The 17,385-nt window shown below is 64.9% G+C and carries 12 protein-coding genes; 11 read left to right on the plus strand and 1 reads right to left on the minus strand.

Annotated elements, in window-relative coordinates; translation table 11 throughout:
* Window positions 1-260: 260 nt before the first annotated feature.
* The 5 genes from AB3K92_RS30810 to AB3K92_RS30830 all read left to right on the plus strand — a co-directional run bounded on the left by AB3K92_RS30810 (window position 261) and on the right by AB3K92_RS30830 (window position 9,127).
* Entirely contained in the window at window positions 261-2,036 is a 1,776-nt protein-coding gene (locus AB3K92_RS30810; RefSeq protein ID WP_059710310.1) for a methyl-accepting chemotaxis protein, read from the plus strand.
* Between the two features lie 562 nt (window positions 2,037-2,598).
* Complete coding sequence (locus tag AB3K92_RS30815; protein WP_021163181.1) at window positions 2,599-4,521, plus strand: PrkA family serine protein kinase; 1,923 nt, start codon at window positions 2,599-2,601, stop codon at window positions 4,519-4,521.
* 125 nt (window positions 4,522-4,646) lie between these two features.
* The gene (locus AB3K92_RS30820) at window positions 4,647-5,915 is read left to right on the plus strand and encodes a YeaH/YhbH family protein (protein ID WP_021163180.1); all 1,269 of its coding nucleotides are present in this window, start codon (window positions 4,647-4,649) and stop codon (window positions 5,913-5,915) included.
* Window positions 5,912-7,591 carry a SpoVR family protein gene (locus AB3K92_RS30825; RefSeq protein WP_021163179.1) on the plus strand — a complete coding sequence of 560 codons (1,680 nt, stop codon included), beginning with the start codon at window positions 5,912-5,914 and terminating at the stop codon, window positions 7,589-7,591. Before AB3K92_RS30820 ends, AB3K92_RS30825 begins: the two co-directional genes overlap by 4 nt.
* 231 nt (window positions 7,592-7,822) lie before the next feature.
* On the plus strand, window positions 7,823-9,127 hold the full coding sequence (locus tag AB3K92_RS30830) for an MFS family transporter (RefSeq protein WP_021163178.1): 1,305 nt from the start codon (window positions 7,823-7,825) through the stop codon (window positions 9,125-9,127).
* Between the two features lie 76 nt (window positions 9,128-9,203).
* Here the strand turns inward: AB3K92_RS30830 and AB3K92_RS30835 are convergent, their stop codons facing one another.
* Entirely contained in the window at window positions 9,204-10,133 is a 930-nt protein-coding gene (locus AB3K92_RS30835) for a LysR family transcriptional regulator (RefSeq protein ID WP_369466497.1), read from the minus strand.
* 101 nt (window positions 10,134-10,234) lie between these two features.
* On the opposite strand from AB3K92_RS30835, the gene AB3K92_RS30840 reads away from it, so the two are divergent.
* From AB3K92_RS30840 to AB3K92_RS30865, 6 genes are all read left to right on the plus strand, one after another.
* Window positions 10,235-11,272 (plus strand): agmatine/peptidylarginine deiminase, encoded by a 1,038-nt coding sequence (locus tag AB3K92_RS30840; RefSeq protein ID WP_059817137.1) that lies wholly within the window; start codon window positions 10,235-10,237, stop codon window positions 11,270-11,272.
* A 46-nt stretch (window positions 11,273-11,318) separates the two neighbouring features.
* A complete protein-coding gene (gene aguB / locus AB3K92_RS30845) occupies window positions 11,319-12,233 on the plus strand; it encodes an N-carbamoylputrescine amidase (protein ID WP_021163174.1) in 915 nt (304 codons plus the stop codon).
* A gap of 10 nt (window positions 12,234-12,243) precedes the next feature.
* Window positions 12,244-13,356, plus strand: coding sequence for a polyamine ABC transporter substrate-binding protein (locus AB3K92_RS30850; protein ID WP_059484549.1), 1,113 nt, complete (start codon window positions 12,244-12,246; stop codon window positions 13,354-13,356).
* A gap of 50 nt (window positions 13,357-13,406) precedes the next feature.
* Window positions 13,407-14,519, plus strand: a complete 1,113-nt coding sequence (locus tag AB3K92_RS30855) for an agmatine/peptidylarginine deiminase (RefSeq protein ID WP_369466498.1) — start codon at window positions 13,407-13,409, stop codon at window positions 14,517-14,519.
* Between the two features lie 151 nt (window positions 14,520-14,670).
* Window positions 14,671-16,182, plus strand: coding sequence for an agmatine/peptidylarginine deiminase (locus AB3K92_RS30860; protein WP_369466499.1), 1,512 nt, complete (start codon window positions 14,671-14,673; stop codon window positions 16,180-16,182).
* 327 nt (window positions 16,183-16,509) lie between these two features.
* Window positions 16,510-17,325 (plus strand): ABC transporter substrate-binding protein, encoded by an 816-nt coding sequence (locus tag AB3K92_RS30865; protein WP_042977678.1) that lies wholly within the window; start codon window positions 16,510-16,512, stop codon window positions 17,323-17,325.
* The last annotated feature ends 60 nt before the right edge of the window (window positions 17,326-17,385 follow it).

Raw genomic sequence — 17,385 nt, forward strand, 5'->3', positions numbered from 1 at the left:
GGCCGGTTCGGCGCAAACGACGGCCGGCCGCGTATCCGCGCTGCACGCCGGCAACGGAGCGCGACTGATCGCCGTGCACGCCAGTGCACGGTGATGTACGTATTTTCGTTCAGCTATTTGTAATAAACAGACGAATAATTCGAAAAAATAGCGGAAACGCCATCAAGTTGCGCGGTGTCTGGTCGTAAATGCATCAGGTGAAGCAATGCTTCGAAGCGACGGGTCCGTCCCGTCCATTACGACGCAACACAGGAAGGATGATGGCGTTCAAAAACCTGACGATTCGTGCGCGCATCGGTTTCACGATGGCGTTTCTGGCGGTGCTCCTCGGTGTGATCGGTGGGCTCGGCGTGTATGGAATGACGCGCGCGAACGGCACGACGCGCGAGATCTTCACGAATCAGATGCCAAGCGCGGTCGATGTCTCGATTGCCGAGATCTACTCGGCGCGCGAACGGCTGGCCCTCGACCGGGCGGCGCTCCTGGCCGGCACGCCCGATGCGGCGGCTGCCATCGAGCGAAGCCGCGGGATGCGCGCGCAGTCGGACGCCTGGTGGCAAAAGTACCTCGCGTTGCCGCGCGGCCCGGAGGAGGATCGCATCGCACAGGACGTCGCCGCGAAGCGGCAGGCGTTGCAGCACGAGTGCGACGCGTTCGCGAGCGTGCTCGGCGCGAATCAGGCCGACCGCATCGGCGACGGCGCCAAGCAGCTCCAGGCGCGCTACACCGACCTCTCGACGGCGAGCGAGGCGTTGCGCAACTTCCAGTTCAGTGACGCGCAAGCCAACTTCGATCATGCGGAATCGGTGTACGAGACGCTGCGTGTGCTGGCGATCGTCGCGCTGGCGGCCGGCTTCGCCGCCGCGGTGGTGTCGTGGCTGACGCTGAGCCGTGCGATCGGCCGCCCGATTGCCGACGCACTCGCGCATTTCGACGCGATTGCCGCCGGCGACCTGCGCCGGCCGATCGTCGTGGACCGGCGTGACGAGATGGGCCAGCTTCTCGAGGGGCTCGGCAAGATGCAGCGCGGGCTCGTCGATACGGTGCGCACCGTGCGCGGCGGCAGCGAGTCGATCGCGACCGCGGCGCGCCAGATTGCGGCCGGCAACATCGACCTGTCGTCGCGCACCGAGGAGCAGGCCGCGGCGCTGCAGGAAACCGCGTCGAGCATGGAGCAGCTGACCGGCACCGTGAAGCAGAACGCAGACAATGCACGCCAGGCGAGTTCGCTGGCCGCGAATGCGTCGGAGATTGCAAACAAGGGCAATACGGTGGTCGGCCAGGTGGTCGGCACGATGGGCGAGATCAACGACAGCTCGGCGAAGATCGCCGACATCATCGCGATCATCGAGGGAATCGCGTTCCAGACCAACATTCTTGCGCTGAACGCAGCAGTGGAAGCCGCACGGGCCGGCGAGGAAGGCCGCGGTTTCGCGGTCGTCGCGGGCGAGGTGCGCAGCCTGGCCCAGCGTTCGTCGGCCGCGGCCAAGGAGATCAAGGTGCTGATCGACGCGTCGGTGGAGCGCATCCGGTCGGGTTCCACGCTGGTCGACGAGGCAGGGCGCACGATGAGCGACGTGATCGGTGCGGTGCAGCGCGTGACGGACATCATGGGCGAGATCGCGGCGGCATCCGAGGAGCAGAGCGGCGGGATCGACCAGGTGGCGCGCGCGGTCGCGCAGATGGACGAGGTCACGCAGCAGAATGCGGCGCTCGTCGAGGAAGCCGCGGCCGCCGCGCAGTCGCTCGACGAACAGGCCGGGCGCCTGCGTGAAACGGCAGCGGTATTCCAGCTCGCCGACGACACGTCGCGGCCGGGTGCCGCGGCACCGGTTGCGGTGCCGGTTGCAGTGCGTCACGCGCCGCGTGCGCCTTCCGCCGCGGTTGCCGTGCCGGTCGCTGCTGCGCGCGACGATCGCGATGCCCCGCCGAAACGCGCGGCTGCGCCGGCACCGGTGCGCAAGCCCGTCGCGGCCGCCGCTGCGCCCGCGCAGGCGGCCGCTACCGGTGGCGCGGACGACTGGGAAACCTTCTGATTCGCGCGCGCCGCGTATCTATCCCCATTTGGTATCCCATTTGGTAGCGAACGACGCCCGCAACACGCGGGCGTTGTCGTTTCTGCGGTGGAGAAATGTGACAGACGACGTACATGAACGACGATCGTGCAAGGTTGCGTGCATCGAACGCTCTGCATCGACTGAGGTGCGCACAGGTGTGAGTGAAGTGCCCGCATCCGTCGTACGGGTATTTCCGTAAGGGCGCTGCGAAAAAAATTTGTAACGGCGCGCGCAACGTGTCGTCGCAAACGGCTGCTCGAACGTATAGGGATGAGGGAGGAAGTGACGACGTCGGATGTGTCCAACGCACAAGACGTTCCGTTGTTCGACGAGACGCGACGGATGCAGTTTCTGCGGCTCGGGAGATCGATTGTAAAACGACGAAATGCGTTGTCCAAGCGGTGTTGTCGAGAATGACGAACTTCATACGAAGAGTTCGTGAAAAAAAATAAGAAAGGGTTTAGGATGAATTCGAACGCGCTTGCTTCTGCGCAGTCGTACGAAGGCAGGCACGTCTTCAGACTCAGGCGAGGGAGGTAGCATGGATATTTACAGCAGCTTCGCGAACCGCTTCGAAAAAACGCGAGAGGAAGAGCTCTCGCTGGAGGAGTATCTCGCGCTCTGCAAGAACGATCCATCCGCGTACGCGACGGCTGGTGAACGCATGCTGGCAGCAATCGGGGAACCTGAACACATCGATACCCGCAACGATCCGCGCCTGTCGCGGATCTTCGCGAACAAGGTCATCAAGGTCTATCCCGCATTCCGTGAGTTCTACGGAATGGAGGAAGTGATCGAGCAGGTGGTCGCATATTTCCGTCACGCTGCGCAAGGGCTCGAAGAGAAGAAGCAGATCCTCTATCTGCTTGGCCCGGTGGGCGGCGGCAAGTCGTCGATCGCCGAGCGTCTCAAGCAACTGATGGAGCGCGTGCCGTTCTATTCGCTGAAGGGTTCGCCCGTCAACGAATCGCCGCTCGGGCTGTTCGACTACGACGAAGACGGCCCGATCCTCGAGGAACAGTACGGCATTCCGCGCCGCTACCTGAAAAACATCCTGAGTCCGTGGGCCGTCAAGCGCCTGCACGAATACAACGGCGACATCCGCCAGTTCCGCGTAGTGCGTCGTTATCCGTCGATCCTGCGGCAGATCGGCATCGCGAAGACGGAGCCGGGTGACGAGAACAACCAGGACATCTCGTCGCTGGTCGGCAAGGTCGATATCCGCAAGCTCGAACAGTACGCGCAGGACGACGCCGACGCGTACAGCTACTCCGGTGGCCTGTGCCTCGCGAACCAGGGCCTGCTCGAGTTCGTCGAAATGTTCAAGGCGCCGATCAAGGTGTTGCACCCGCTGCTCACCGCCACGCAGGAAGGCAACTTCAAGGGCACCGAGGGCTTCGGCGCGATTCCGTTCGACGGGATCATCCTCGCGCACTCGAACGAGTCGGAATGGAAGGCGTTCCGCAACAACCGCAACAACGAGGCACTGCTCGACCGGATCTTCGTCGTGAAGGTGCCGTACTGCCTGCGCGTCTCGGAGGAGACGAAGATCTACGAGAAGCTGATCCGCAACTCGTCGCTGGCCGAGGCTGTCTGCGCACCGGGCACGCTGAAGATGATGTCGCAGTTCTCGGTGCTGTCGCGCCTGCACGAGCCGGAGAATTCGAGCCTGTTCTCGAAGATGCAGGTGTACGACGGCGAAAACCTCAAGGATACCGATCCAAAGGCGAAGTCGTACCAGGAATACCGCGACTACGCGGGCGTGGACGAAGGGATGACGGGCGTGTCGACACGCTTCGCGTTCAAGATCCTGTCGCGCGTGTTCAACTTCGATTCGAGCGAGGTCGCGGCCAACCCCGTGCACCTGATGTACGTGCTCGAGCAGCAGATCGAGCGCGAGCAGTTCCCGCCGGAAACCGAGCAGAAGTATCTGTCCTTCGTGAAGGACGTGCTGGCGTCGCGCTACGCGGATTTCATCGGCAAGGAGATCCAGACGGCCTACCTCGAGTCGTATTCGGAGTACGGCCAGAACATCTTCGACCGCTACGTCACGTATGCGGACTTCTGGATCCAGGACCAGGAATTCCGCGATCACGATACGGGCGAGAGCTTCGACCGCGCCGCGCTGAACGCGGAGCTGGAGAAGATCGAGAAGCCGGCCGGCATCAGTAATCCGAAGGATTACCGCAACGAGATCGTGAACTTCGTGTTGCGTGCACGGGCGGCGAACGCCGGCAAGAACCCCGTGTGGACGAGCTACGAGAAGTTGCGCGTCGTGATCGAGAAGAAGATGTTCTCGAACACCGAGGAACTGTTGCCGGTGATTTCGTTCAACGCGAAGGGTTCGGCGGAGGAGCAGCGCAAGCATGAGGACTTTGTGAACCGGATGGTCGCGAAGGGCTATACGCCGAAACAGGTGAGGCTGCTTTGCGACTGGTACCTGCGCGTGCGCAAGTCATCATGACGCGCGCGGTACCGCGCCCGTACGGCGAGACCGTACGGGCGCCTTCAGAGGCGCCGCCCGCATGACGGCAGACGGCATGCGCGGCGAGTGCCCCGGCAGATCGACTTTCGAGCGGGAGACCGGGAGTGCTTCATCAAATCATCGACCGCAGGCTGGCCGGCAAGAACAAGAGTATCGCCAACCGCGAACGCTTTCTGCGTCGCGTCAAGAACTACATTCGTCGTGCCGTGTCCGACGCGGTGCGCGACCGTAGCATCAAGGATATCCAGAGCACGCAGAGCATCACGATCCCGCGCAAGGACATCGCGGAGCCGAATTTCCGGCACGCGCCTGGCGGGCGTCGTGAATACGTGCACCCCGGCAACGAGGACTACGTGCGCGGCGACAAGATCCCGCGCCCGCAGGGCGGCTCGGGTGGCGGAGGCAGTCAGGCGAGCAACGAGGGCGAAGGGCAGGACGACTTCGTGTTCGAGTTGTCGCGCGACGAGTTCATGCAGTACTTCTTCGACGATCTCGAACTGCCTCGCCTCGTGAAGACGCACCTGCTGACGGTGCCGAGCTGGAAGAACGTGCGCGCGGGATGGTCGGCGGAAGGCACGCCGAACAACATCGACGTCGTGCGTTCGCTGCGCAGCGCACTCGGGCGTCGCATCGCGCTCGGCTCGCCGCTCGTCAACGAGCTGCGAGAGCTGGAGGCGCAGCTCGAGGCGATGAAGAGCGACCCGGAAGACCGGCGCGCGGAGATCGCGGTGCTCGAGGCCGAGATCCATCACCTGAAGGGGCGCATCTGGCGGATTCCGTTCATCGATCCGTTCGACCTGCGCTACATCAACCGCGTGAAGCAGCCGCAACCGTCGAGTCAGGCCGTGATGTTCTGCCTGATGGACGTGTCGGGCTCGATGGACGAGCAGCGCAAGGATCTGTCGAAGCGCTTCTTCATCCTGCTTTACCTGTTCCTCAAGCGTAACTACGAGCGCATCGAGGTGGTGTTCATTCGCCACCACACGCGTGCCGAGGAAGTCGACGAGGACACCTTCTTCCATTCGACCGAGAGCGGCGGCACGGTGGTGTCGAGTGCGCTCGAGCTGATGCGCAAGGTGATGAACGAGCGCTACTCGCCGACCGAGTGGAACATCTACGGCGCACAGGCGTCCGACGGCGACAACTGGACTGACGATTCGCCCAAGTGTCGCAAAATCCTGGAAGAGGATATCCTCACGAAGGTGCGTTACTTCGCGTATATCCAGGTCGCGCCGGAAGAGCAGAACCTGTGGCTGGAATACGCGCAACTGGCCCTGTCCCAGCCGCATCTCGCGATGAAAAAAGTGGAATCGGCTGCCGACATTTACCCGGTGTTTCGCGAATTGTTCGAAAAGCAGGTGGAAATGTCATGACGACCCGCCATCTGCACAACGAGTCGCGCGGCTACGCGCCGCGCCCTTCCGGCGACGACACGGCCGGCCCTGCCGCACCGCAGCAAAGCGCGCAGGCCGAACCGCCGCCGCCGGCCGCCGACTTGCCCGGCCCAGGGCAAAAGGAAGCGCGTATGAACGTTGCCGAACGCAAGCCGCTGCCGTGCCCGTCCGACTGGACGTTCGAACTGCTCGAGGAATACGACACGCACATCTCGCAGGTCGCCGAACAATACGAGCTCGACATCTACCCGATCCAGCTCGAACTGATCAGCGCCGAGCAGATGATGGACGCGTATGCGTCGGTCGGGATGCCCGTCAACTACCGTCACTGGTCGTTCGGCAAGCACTTCCTGTCGACCGAGAAGAGCTACCGCCGTGGCCAGATGGGCCTCGCGTACGAAATCGTCATCAACTCGAACCCGTGCATCGCGTACCTGATGGAAGAGAACACGATGACGATGCAGGCGCTCGTCATCGCGCACGCGGCGTACGGACACAACTCGTTCTTCAAGGGCAACTACCTGTTCCGGCTGTGGACCGACGCGCACGCGATCATCGACTATCTCGTGTATGCGAAGAACTACGTCGCGGAATGCGAGGAGCGCTACGGGCTCGATCGTGTCGAGGAACTGCTCGATTCGTGCCATGCGCTGATGAACTACGGCGTCGACCGCTACAAGCGGCCGCAGAAGCCTTCGCTGTCGAAGGAGGCCGCGCTGCGGCGTGAACGCGAGGCGTACCTGCAGTCGCAGGTGAACGAACTGTGGCGCACGCTGCCGGGCAAGAAGCCCGAGCTGATGGAGGAGCAGGAAGACCGCTATCCGCCCGAGCCGCAGGAGAACCTGCTGTATTTCGCGGAAAAGAATGCGCCGCTGCTCGAACCGTGGGAGCGGGAAGTGATCCGCATCGTGCGCAAGATCGGCCAGTATTTCTACCCGCAACGGCAGACGCAGGTGATGAACGAAGGCTGGGCGACGTTCTGGCACTACACGCTGCTGAATACGCTGTACAACCAGGGGAAGCTGGAAGACAGCTTCATGATGGAGTTCCTGCATTCGCACAGCAACGTGGTCTACCAGCCGCCCGTCACGAAACCGTACTACAGCGGGATCAACCCGTACGCGCTCGGCTTTTCGATGATGAGCGACATCCGGCGGATCTGCGAAGCGCCGACGGAGGAAGACTACAAGTGGTTTCCCGAGATCGCGGGCACCCCGTGGCTGCCGGCGATGCACTACGCGATGCGCAACTTCAAGGACGAGAGCTTCATCGCGCAGTACCTGTCGCCGAGCCTGATCCGCGACATGCGGCTCTTCTCGGTGCTCGACGACGACATGCGCGATTCGCTCGAGGTGTCGGCGATCCACGACGATTCGGGCTACCAGTATGTGCGGCAGGCACTGTCGAGGCAGTACGACATCCATCACCGCGAGCCGAACATCCAGGTGTGGGCGGTGAACACGCGCGGCGACCGGAGTCTCACGTTGCGCCACTTCATGACCGACAACCGTCACCTGTCGAACGACAGCGACGAAGTGCTCAAGCACATGGCGCGGCTCTGGCAATTCGACGTGTTCCTGGAAAGCGTCGACGAGGCCGGTACCGTGCGCAAGCGCTACGAGTGCCGCTACGTGCCGCCGGAGGTGCGGATCTGAACATCGCCTGCGGAAAGTTTGCACCGAACGCCAGCCCGCGGGCTGGCGTTTTCATATGACGAACGCATGGCGGGAGAAAAATTTTCTACATCCGGACGAACCCGGAGAGCCTGTTACTTTACATTTCGCTAAAATCCCGTAGCGCCGTGCGCCGGAACCGGTGCCACGTTCGATCGCACGCGGCGGCCCAGCCGCCTCGCCCAGAAAGTACTACAAGGAACAGACCAATCCATGGACGTCCAGACCGAACAAGCTGCGCTGTCCGCGCATGACACCCGGCGGCGCGTGTTCGCCATCGTCGGCGCATCGTCGGGCAACCTCGTCGAGTGGTTCGACTTCTACATCTACTCGTTCTGCGCGCTGTACTTCGCGCCGGCATTCTTCCCGAGCGGCAACACGACGACGCAGTTGTTGAACACGGCGGGGGTGTTCGCGGCCGGCTTCCTGATGCGTCCGATCGGCGGCTGGCTGTTCGGCCGCATCGCCGACCGCCACGGCCGCCGCAACGCGATGATGATCTCGGTGCTGATGATGTGCGGCGGCTCGCTCGTGATCGCGGTGCTGCCGACCTACGCGCAGATCGGCGCGCTCGCGCCGGCGCTGCTGCTGGTCGCGCGGCTGTTCCAGGGGCTGTCGGTGGGCGGCGAATACGGCACGAGCGCGACCTACATGAGCGAGGTCGCGCTGAAGGGCCGCCGCGGCTTCTTCGCGTCGTTCCAGTACGTGACGCTGATCGGCGGCCAGCTGTGCGCGCTGCTCGTGCTCGTGATCCTGCAGCAGACGCTGTCGGGCGACGAACTGAAGGCGTGGGGCTGGCGCATTCCGTTCGTGGTCGGCGCGGCGGCCGCGTTGATCTCGCTGTACCTGCGCAAGTCGCTCGACGAGACGTCGACGTCCGAATCGCGCGACAAGAAAAACGCGGGCACGATCCGCGGCGTGTGGCAGCACAAGGGGGCGTTCTTCACGGTGGTCGGCTTCACGGCCGGCGGCTCGCTGATCTTCTATACGTTCACGACGTACATGCAGAAGTACCTCGTGAACACGGCCGGCATGCATGCGAAGACGGCCAGCAACGTGATGACCGTCGCGCTGCTCGTCTACATGCTGATGCAGCCGGTGTTCGGCGCGCTGTCCGACCGGATCGGCCGCCGCACGTCGATGATCCTGTTCGGCTCGTTCGCGGTGATCGGCACGGTGCCGCTGATGCACGCGCTGAAGGACGTGACGAGCCCGGTGGCGGCATTCGTGCTGATCACGGTCGCGCTCGCGATCGTCAGCTTCTACACGTCGATCAGCGGGCTGATCAAGGCCGAGATGTTCCCGCCGGAAGTGCGCGCGATGGGTGTCGGCCTGTCGTATGCGGTCGCGAACGCGATCTTCGGCGGCTCGGCCGAGTACGTCGCACTGTGGTTCAAGTCGATCGGCAGCGAGGAAACCTTCTACTGGTACGTGACCGTGCTGTGCGCGATCTCGCTGATCGTGTCGTGGCGGATGCGCGATCCGAGCAAGGAAGGGTACCTGCGTCACGAGCCGTGATCGGCTGCGCATCGTACGCATTCGCCTCATGACGAACGTCCCGCCAGCCGGCGGGACGTTTTTTTTCGGCGTTCGATTACGCGGGCGGAGGCGGCGCATGGTCGGGCGCCGGGTCGGCCACGCTCGACAGGATGCCCTGCTGGACCAGCCAGTCGAACATCTGCTCGACGATCGGCGAGCGCGACGGGCCTTCCATCCGCGACAGCCACCATGTGGTGCCGGGCAGGCGCGGGTAGTCGGCGAGCACGGTCAGCGTGTGCTGGTCGAGGCCGGCCTGCGCGACGAGGCGCGGCAGGCATGCAATGCCGCGGCCGCGCTGCACGGCGTCCAGCACGAGCCGCTGGTCGTCGTAGATCGCCTGCATCCGGAAATCCGACAGCTGCTCGCGAAAGACGGTCGCCATGCGCTCGTCGGTCAGGCTCGTTTCGAGGCAGACGAGCCCCGCGTGCCGCGCGTGTTCGGCACGCGGCACGCGGGCGAGCGTCTCGGCCAGCGGCGCCGCGCACACCGTCACCCATTCGTCCCGCATGAACGGGATATCGACCAGGCCCGGCTGCAGCATCGGCCGCGTGCCGATCGTCATGTCGACGTCGATCTCGTCGACGTAGCGCGCGGTTTCGTCGGTCGACAGCAGCGGGCACAGGTCCGGCAGCGCCTGCTGCAACTGCTCGAGGCGCGGCTGCAGCCAGCCGTGCAGCAACGGCGCCGGACACACCAGCACGACGAGCCCCGGGTTCAGGTAGGTCGCGATGCGGTCGAGCCCGCCGCGCAACGTGTCCATCGCACGCTGGACGCTGCGCTGCAGGACCTCGCCGGCGATGGTCAGCTCGACGCCGCGGCCGCGCCGGCGGAACAGCGGTTGCCCGAGCTGCGCTTCGAGTTGCTGGATCTGATGGCTGATCGCCGACTGCGACAGGTGCAGCTCGTCGGCCGCGCGCGAGAAATTGCCCAGCCGGGCCGCGGCTTCGAAGCCGGTCAGTAGTTTCAGGGACGGAACGCGTTGCATCGAGATATGAGGTGGATTAATTGATTCGGCCAAAAAATATCAATATTCATCAAGTTTAACCTGATGGAAAATCGCTCATCAATCACAACGGAGTCGGATCGATGGGTCGCTTTGATGCTCGCCAGCGCGGTTACCGGATGCCAGCCGAATGGGAATCCATGCACGCGACGTGGCTCGGTTGGCCGGTGCTCGACAATCGCGAGGACCTGTGGGGAACGCATTACGCGCAGGTCTGCCGTGAATTCGCGCTGGTCGCGCGCACGATCGCGCGTTATCAGCGCTGCGTGGTCGCGGTGCACCACAGCCAGGCCGACGCCGCGCGCGAACTGGTGGGCCCGAGCGTCGACGTGCTGCCGGTCGCGGCCGAGGACAACTGGCTGCGCGATTGCGGGCCGATCTTCCTCGTGAGCGAACGGCGCGGGCTGGGCGCGGCCGTGTTCCGCTTCAACTGCTGGGGCGAGAAGTACCAGCCGTACGACGGCTGCCAGCAGGCCGGACAGGACATCGCGCGCGCGGCCGGCGCCGAGATCTTCAATTCGCACATGGTGCTGGAGGGCGGCTCGTTCTACGTCGACGGGCAGGGCACGCTGGTCACGACCGAGAGCTGCCTGCTGCATCCCAACCGCAATCCGCACCTGAGCCGCGCGGAGATCGAGGCGGAGCTGCGCCGCATGCTGGGCGTCGAGAAGATCGTGTGGCTGCCGGGCAACCCCGACGAAGTAGAGACGAACGGGCACGTGGACGGCATCGCGTCGTTCATCGCACCCGGCCGGATGCTGTGCCAGACCGCGCTGCCGGAGCAGGGCGACTATTTCCGCGTGATGCGGGAAAACCGCCGCGCGCTGGAGCTCGCGACCGATGCGGCGGGGCGCCGTTTCGAGCTGCTCGACCTGCCGTCGCCGATCGTCAGCGAACGCTTCGGCTCCGAGCGCTACTGCGACTGTTACGCGAACTACATTCTGGTGAACGGCGCGGTGATCGTGACCGCATTCGGCGTCGAGCAGGACGAGGCCGCACGCGACGCATTCAGCCGGGCGTTCCCGACGCGCAAGGTGCAGATGCTGCCGATCCCGACGCTGTCGATCGGCGGCGGCAGCATCCACTGTTCGACGCAGCAGCAGCCGTCCGTCGCGCACTGAGCGACGTCCCGTCAGCGGTTTCCGGTTCCATCGAGGAGCAATCGCAATGCCGTCCAAACACATCACCGTCGCCGCCGTCCAGATGGCGTCGGGCAGCTGGAATCTCGAAGACAACATGGCCACCGCGGAGCGCCTGATCCGCGCGGCCGCCGCGCAGGGCGCGAATCTCGTGCTGTGCCCGGAACTGTTCGCGATGCCGTACTTCTGTCTCGACCAGAACGTGCGCCATCTCGAACTCGCGCAGCCGTTCGAAGGCAACGCGCAGATCGCCCGGTTCGCGGCGCTGGCCGGCGAACTCGGCGTCGTGCTGCCGATCGGCTTCTTCGAGCGCGCGGGCAATGCCGCGTACAACTCGATCGCCGTGGCGGACGCGGACGGACGCGTGCTCGGCGTCTATCGCAAGACGCATATCCCGGACGGGCCGGGCTATACGGAGAAGTTCTATTTCACACCGGGCGATACCGGCTTCAAGGTGTGGGATACACGCTTCGGCCGGATCGGCATCGGCATCTGCTGGGACCAGTGGTATCCGGAGACGGCGCGTTGCCTCGCGCTGATGGGCGCGGAGATCCTGTGCTTTCCGACCATCATCGGCTCGGAGCCGTTCAGCAGTGCGTTCGATTCGTCCGGCCACTGGCAGCGCACGATGCAGGGCCACGCGGCCGCCAACATGGTGCCGGTGGTGGCGGCCAACCGGATCGGCCGCGAAGCCGGCTTCGGCAACGGCAATCCGCAACAGCAGGGGCTCACCGGCGTGTTCTACGGGTCGAGCTTCATCGCGGATCACACTGGCGAGAAGCTGGCCGAGGCGAACCGCACCGACGAGGCGGTGCTCGTGCACACGTTCGATCTCGACGCGATCCGCGCCGACCGGCAGTCGTGGGGCTTCTTCCGCGATCGCCGCCCGGAGATGTACCGTACGTTGCTGACCAGCGACGGCGTATCGTCCTGCTATCGATGAGGGAGGCGCGATGAGACGGCAAGGATGGTTGCGTGTCGCGGCGCCGGGCCTCGCGCTATGCGTGCTGGCGGGAACGGCGCGCGCCGACGAAGAGAAAGTGCTGAACCTCTATAACTGGAGCAATTATTTCGCGCCGGATACGCTGGCCGGCTTCGAGAAGGAAACCGGCATCAAGGTGCGCTACGACGCGTACGACAGCGACGAGACGCTGCAGTCGAAGCTGCTGACGGGCAACAGCGGTTACGACCTCGTGTGGCCGACCAACGACTTCATGGCCCGGCAGATCCAGGCGGGTGTGTTTCGCAAGCTCGACAGGAACCGGCTGCCGAACCTGAAGTATCTCGATCCGTCGCTGCTGAAGCAGATGGCGCAGTCCGATCCCGGCAACCAGTACGGCGTGCCGTACATGTGGGGTACCGTGGGCGTCGGCTACGACCGCGCGAAGGTGCGCGCGATCCTCGGCAAGGACATGCCGGCCGACAGCCTCGACCTGCTGTTCAAGCCGGAGATCGCGTCGCGCGTCGCCGCGAAGTGCGGCCTGGGCCTGCAGGACTCCGCGAGCACCGTGCTGCCGCTGGCGCTGCGTTATGTCGGCCGCGATCCGATGCATCCGTCCGCGCAGGACTACGCGGCCGCGCAGGCGATGCTGATGAAGATCCGGCCATTCATTCGCGAGTTCGTGGGTTCGTCCGACGCCAACGAGCTGATCGACGGCGAGCTGTGCGTGACGGTCGGTTTTTCCGGCGCGATCAACCTGGCCGCGCAGAAGGCGAAGGCGCGCGATCCGAAGCGCGACGTCGTGTACGACATTCCGCGGATCGGCACCCTGATGTGGTTCGATGCGATGGTCATTCCGGCATCCGCGAAACATCCGGACAACGCGCATGCGTTCATCAACTACATCCTGCGTCCGGACGTGATCGCGAAGATCTCAAACTCGACGCGCTACGCGAATGCGAACCAGGGCGCGCTGAAGCTGATGGATCCGGCGCTGGTGCGCGATCCGGGCGTCTATCCGGACGAATCGACGCGGCGTACGCTGTTCACGCCGATCGCCGAATCGCCGGCCGCGATGCGTCTCGAAGGCCGGACCTGGCTCGGCTTCAAGACGGCGCGACCGTGACGGCCCGCCCTGAAACAATCGAAGTAACCGGCAAGCGAAAGAGGAATGCCATGACTACACGACGTCAACTGTTGAAATGCGGCCTGTCCGTCTCGGGCGCGGCGCTGGCTGCCGGCGCGATGGGCGGGTTGTTCGGTCGCGCCGCGCACGCGCAGCAGGGCGCCACCTGGCACATGCCGGACGAGGGCGCGCCGCACACGGCGACCTGGATGGCGTTCGGCCCGAGCGCGGACATCTGGGGCGCGCGGCTGCTGCCGGTGGTGCGCGAGAATCTCGCGGCCGTTGCGAAGGCGATCGCCGCGCACGAGCCGCTGAAGATGCTGGTGCGGGAGGAAGACTACGCGGTCGCATCGCGGCTGTGCGGCGCGTCGGTCGAGCTCGTCCAGCACCCGGTCGACGATCTGTGGATGCGCGATACGGGGCCGGTGTTCGTGAAGAACGCGTCGGGCCAGCTTGGCGGCGTGAGCTTCAATTTCAACGGCTGGGGCAACAAGCAGGAACACGACCAGGACGCGGAAGTCGCACCGTTCGTGGCCGAACGCGCCGGCGCGCGGCTGGTCGACACGAAGCTCGTGCTGGAAGGCGGCGGCATCGAGGTGGACGGCGAGGGCACGGCGATCATCACGCGCAGTTGCGTGCTGAATGCGAACCGCAATCCGGGCGTCAGCCAGGCGCAGTGCGAAGCGGAGCTGAGCCGGTTGCTGGGGCTGAAGAAGATCATCTGGTTGCCGGGCATCGCCGGCAAGGACATCACCGACGGGCATACCGATTTCTACGCGCGCTTCACGAGCCCGGGCGTCGTGGTGGCGGGGCTCGACACGGACCCTTCGTCGTACGACCACGCGGTGACGCGGCAGCATCTGGAGATCCTGCGGAAATCCACCGATGCGAAGGGGCGCCCGTTGAAGGTCGTCGTGCTGCCGGGGCCGAAGACCGTCCGGCACGCCTACGAGAACGCGGAGTTCGCGGCCGGCTACATCAATTTCTACGTGTGCAATCGCGCGGTGATCGCGCCGCAATTCGGCGACAGCCGTGCCGACCGCAATACGCGCGACACGCTCGTCGACCTGTTCCCCGGCCGCGAGGTCATCCAGCTGAACATCGACGGCATCGCCGCGGGCGGCGGCGGCATCCACTGCACCACGCAGCAGCAGCCGGCGTGAGCGCGGCCGCGGGCCGGTCCGCGTGACCGGCCCACGAGCGGCTTCAATATCCCAGTCTTTCCGGACTACTGAAAACAACGCGGAATCCGTCCTTCGGGACGGAAGCCGGCGCGCACGCATGCGTGCCGGCCGCGCAACGGAGTTGAAATACATGACGAAGAAAGGAAACAACGCGAGCACGAACCCACACGCGTCGCAGATGCCGGATGCCGGCCGACGCGGATTCATCCGCTGTTCGGCGGCCTGGCTCGGCATGCCGCTGCTGGGCAGCCTGGCCGCATGCGGTGGCGGCGACGGCGGCGGTGCGTCCGACCCAGGAGGCACGTCGCGCCCGACACCGTCGGCACGGCAGGCCGTGTACCGGCTGCCGGCCGAAGAGGTGCCGCACGCGTTGACCTACATGACTTTCGCGTCCGGCGTGGATGGTATCTGGGCGCCAGTGACGCAGCAGAGCACGGATGCCGGCATCGACCGGGTACGGGCCGACCTGATGGACGTCGCGAAGGCGATCGGCGCAACCGAACCGGTCAACATGCTGGTGCTGCCTGCCGACCTCGACGCGGCCCGCGTGCTGCTCGCGAACGCAAGCGTGGCGAATCCCGACCTGCATGGGCGCTATGCGGCGCGCGCCGCGGGCACGGGCGGGATCACCCTCGTGCCGCTCGCCGACGGCTTCAACGATTTCTGGGTGCGCGACACGGGTTGCGTGTTCGTCCGGGACACGGCGAACGGCAATGCGCTGAACGCGATCGGCTTCAATTTCAACGGCTGGGGTAACGCGAATACCGACGGCGCCGGCCAGGGTGCGGGGACGATTCCGCCGACGATCCTGGCCGCGAGCAACCGGTCGAAAGCGGGCAAGTTCTTCCAGCCGTTCAGCCAGGACAGCAAGGTGGCGGGCTGGATGGCGCAGACCAACGGCGCGAACCTGGTCCGCAGCACGTTGACGCTCGAAGGCGGCGCGATCGAATTCGACGGCGACGGGACGGCGATCCTCACCGAATCGTCCGTGCTGCACGTGAACCGCAATCCGCATCTGTTCGACATCCCGAACGGCGCGATCGCCAATGCGACGCTGCTGCCGACGGCCCGGGATACCGTGCTGGCCGAACTGCAGCGCACGCTCGGCGTGCGGAAGATCATCTGGCTGCCGGGCACCGCGACGTTTCCGCGCGGCAGCGGCGTCGGTGGCGCGGGCGGTGCGTCGACGCCGGCCGGCGAAAGCGACATCACGAACGGTCACGTCGATTTTTACGCGCGCTTTCTCGCGCCCGGCGTGGTCGCATGCTGCTACGACGCGTCGAATTCGACCGGCGAACGCGCGTTGACGGACGCGCACCGGCAGCGCCTGGCCGGCCAGACCGATGCGAACGGCCGGCCGCTGAAGATCGTCGAGCTCGTGCCGCCGGTCAGCTACGGCACGTCGGCAGGCACGACGCTGAACGAGCGGCAGATGTCGCACTTCGCGGCCGGCTACATCAACTTCTATACGTGCAACGGTGCGATCGTCATGCCGAAGTTCAACGACGCGGCGGCCGACGCGGCCGCGGTCGCCGCGATCCGGCCTTATGCGGGGAACCGGGCGATCGTGCAGGTCGACATCCTCGGCATCGCGTCGGGCGGCGGCGGCATCCATTGCTCGACGCGGGAAGTGCCGGCGTGAGCGTGCCACGTCATATCGATATGGGAATCGATTCGTTGTCCATCGCACGCGAATTCCTTAATCTGGGCCCGTAGTTCGTGTGACACCTCCTTGACTGGGATTCGCGCCCGCTGCCTGCAGCGGGCGTCTTTTTTTGCGTGCCGCATCTCACGCCGCGTGCCGCGCCTCATCACGAAACCCGCTGAGCAAAGCACCATTTGTTGGTTCGGATTCGCCGCACGCGCTGATACGTTAGCGGCTTCGCGACGACACACTCCGTCGCGATGTTCTTCGAACCGGGCCGCCGCGCGATCCGCGGCGGCCTTCATAACAAATCAGGTCGTGCTCATGAAATTCCACACTCTCGCTACGTGGCTCGTCGGGGCTGCGCTCATTACCGCAGGCACCGTCGCGCATGCGGACCGTCTCGACGATATCAAGAAGGCCGGCGTGCTGCGCGTCGCGACGTTCGACAGCAACCCGCCGTTCGGCTATGTCGACGGCAAAAGCAATCACATCGTCGGCCTCGACGTCGACTATGCGAAAGCGCTCGCCGACAAGCTCGGCGTGAAGCTGCAGCTCCAGCCGACCAACCCCGCGAACCGCATTCCGTTCCTGACGTCCGGCAAGGTCGACCTCGTGCTCGCGAACTTCACGATCACCGACGAGCGCGCGAAGCAGGTCGACTTCAGCATCCCGTATTTCTCGTCGGGCCAGCAGTTTCTCGCGAAGAAGGGCGTGCTGAAATCGGCCGACCAGCTGAACGGGCTGCGCGTCGGCGCCGACAAGGGCACGACCAACGAAATCACGCTGCGCGAGAAATTCCCGAAGGCAACGATCGTCGCGTACGACGACACGCCGTTCGCGTTCGCCGCGCTGCGCGCCGGCAACGTGCAGGCGATCACGCAGGACGGCCCGAAGCTGATCGGCCTGCTCGCGAACGTGCCGGACAAGCAGAACTACGAGATTCCGGCGTTCACGATCTCGAACGACTACATGGGCGTCGGCGTGCCGAAAGGCGAGACGCGCCTGCTCGGCTTCGTCAACGACACGCTGAAGGGGCTCGAGGCGAACGGCCGCGCCGTGCAGATCTACGACGCATGGTTCGGGCCGACGACGAAGACGCCGCTCACGCGCATCTTCCGGATCGGCGACAAGACCTGACGGCTCCCGCTCGCGCGCCGCGATCGGCCGGAACACCGGCCGCGCGGCGCTTTCGCTTTC

The organism is Burkholderia sp. Bmkn7 (assembly GCF_041103175.1).
GTDB lineage: Bacteria > Pseudomonadota > Gammaproteobacteria > Burkholderiales > Burkholderiaceae > Burkholderia > Burkholderia cepacia.

Excerpts from the sequence above, each read along its gene's own strand:
- AB3K92_RS30850 (WP_059484549.1), top strand. The coding sequence starts at position 12,244 with ATGAGACGGCAAGGATGGTTGCGTGTCGCGGCGCCGGGCCTCGCGCTA.
- AB3K92_RS30865 (WP_042977678.1), top strand. The coding sequence starts at position 16,510 with ATGAAATTCCACACTCTCGCTACGTGGCTCGTCGGGGCTGCGCTCATT.
- AB3K92_RS30860 (WP_369466499.1), top strand. The coding sequence starts at position 14,671 with ATGACGAAGAAAGGAAACAACGCGAGCACGAACCCACACGCGTCGCAG.
- AB3K92_RS30840 (WP_059817137.1), top strand. The coding sequence starts at position 10,235 with ATGGGTCGCTTTGATGCTCGCCAGCGCGGTTACCGGATGCCAGCCGAA.
- AB3K92_RS30825 (WP_021163179.1), top strand. The coding sequence starts at position 5,912 with ATGACGACCCGCCATCTGCACAACGAGTCGCGCGGCTACGCGCCGCGC.
- aguB (WP_021163174.1), top strand. The coding sequence starts at position 11,319 with ATGCCGTCCAAACACATCACCGTCGCCGCCGTCCAGATGGCGTCGGGC.
- AB3K92_RS30835 (WP_369466497.1), bottom strand. The coding sequence starts at position 10,133 with ATGCAACGCGTTCCGTCCCTGAAACTACTGACCGGCTTCGAAGCCGCG.
- AB3K92_RS30810 (WP_059710310.1), top strand. The coding sequence starts at position 261 with ATGGCGTTCAAAAACCTGACGATTCGTGCGCGCATCGGTTTCACGATG.
- AB3K92_RS30815 (WP_021163181.1), top strand. The coding sequence starts at position 2,599 with ATGGATATTTACAGCAGCTTCGCGAACCGCTTCGAAAAAACGCGAGAG.
- AB3K92_RS30830 (WP_021163178.1), top strand. The coding sequence starts at position 7,823 with ATGGACGTCCAGACCGAACAAGCTGCGCTGTCCGCGCATGACACCCGG.
- AB3K92_RS30855 (WP_369466498.1), top strand. The coding sequence starts at position 13,407 with ATGACTACACGACGTCAACTGTTGAAATGCGGCCTGTCCGTCTCGGGC.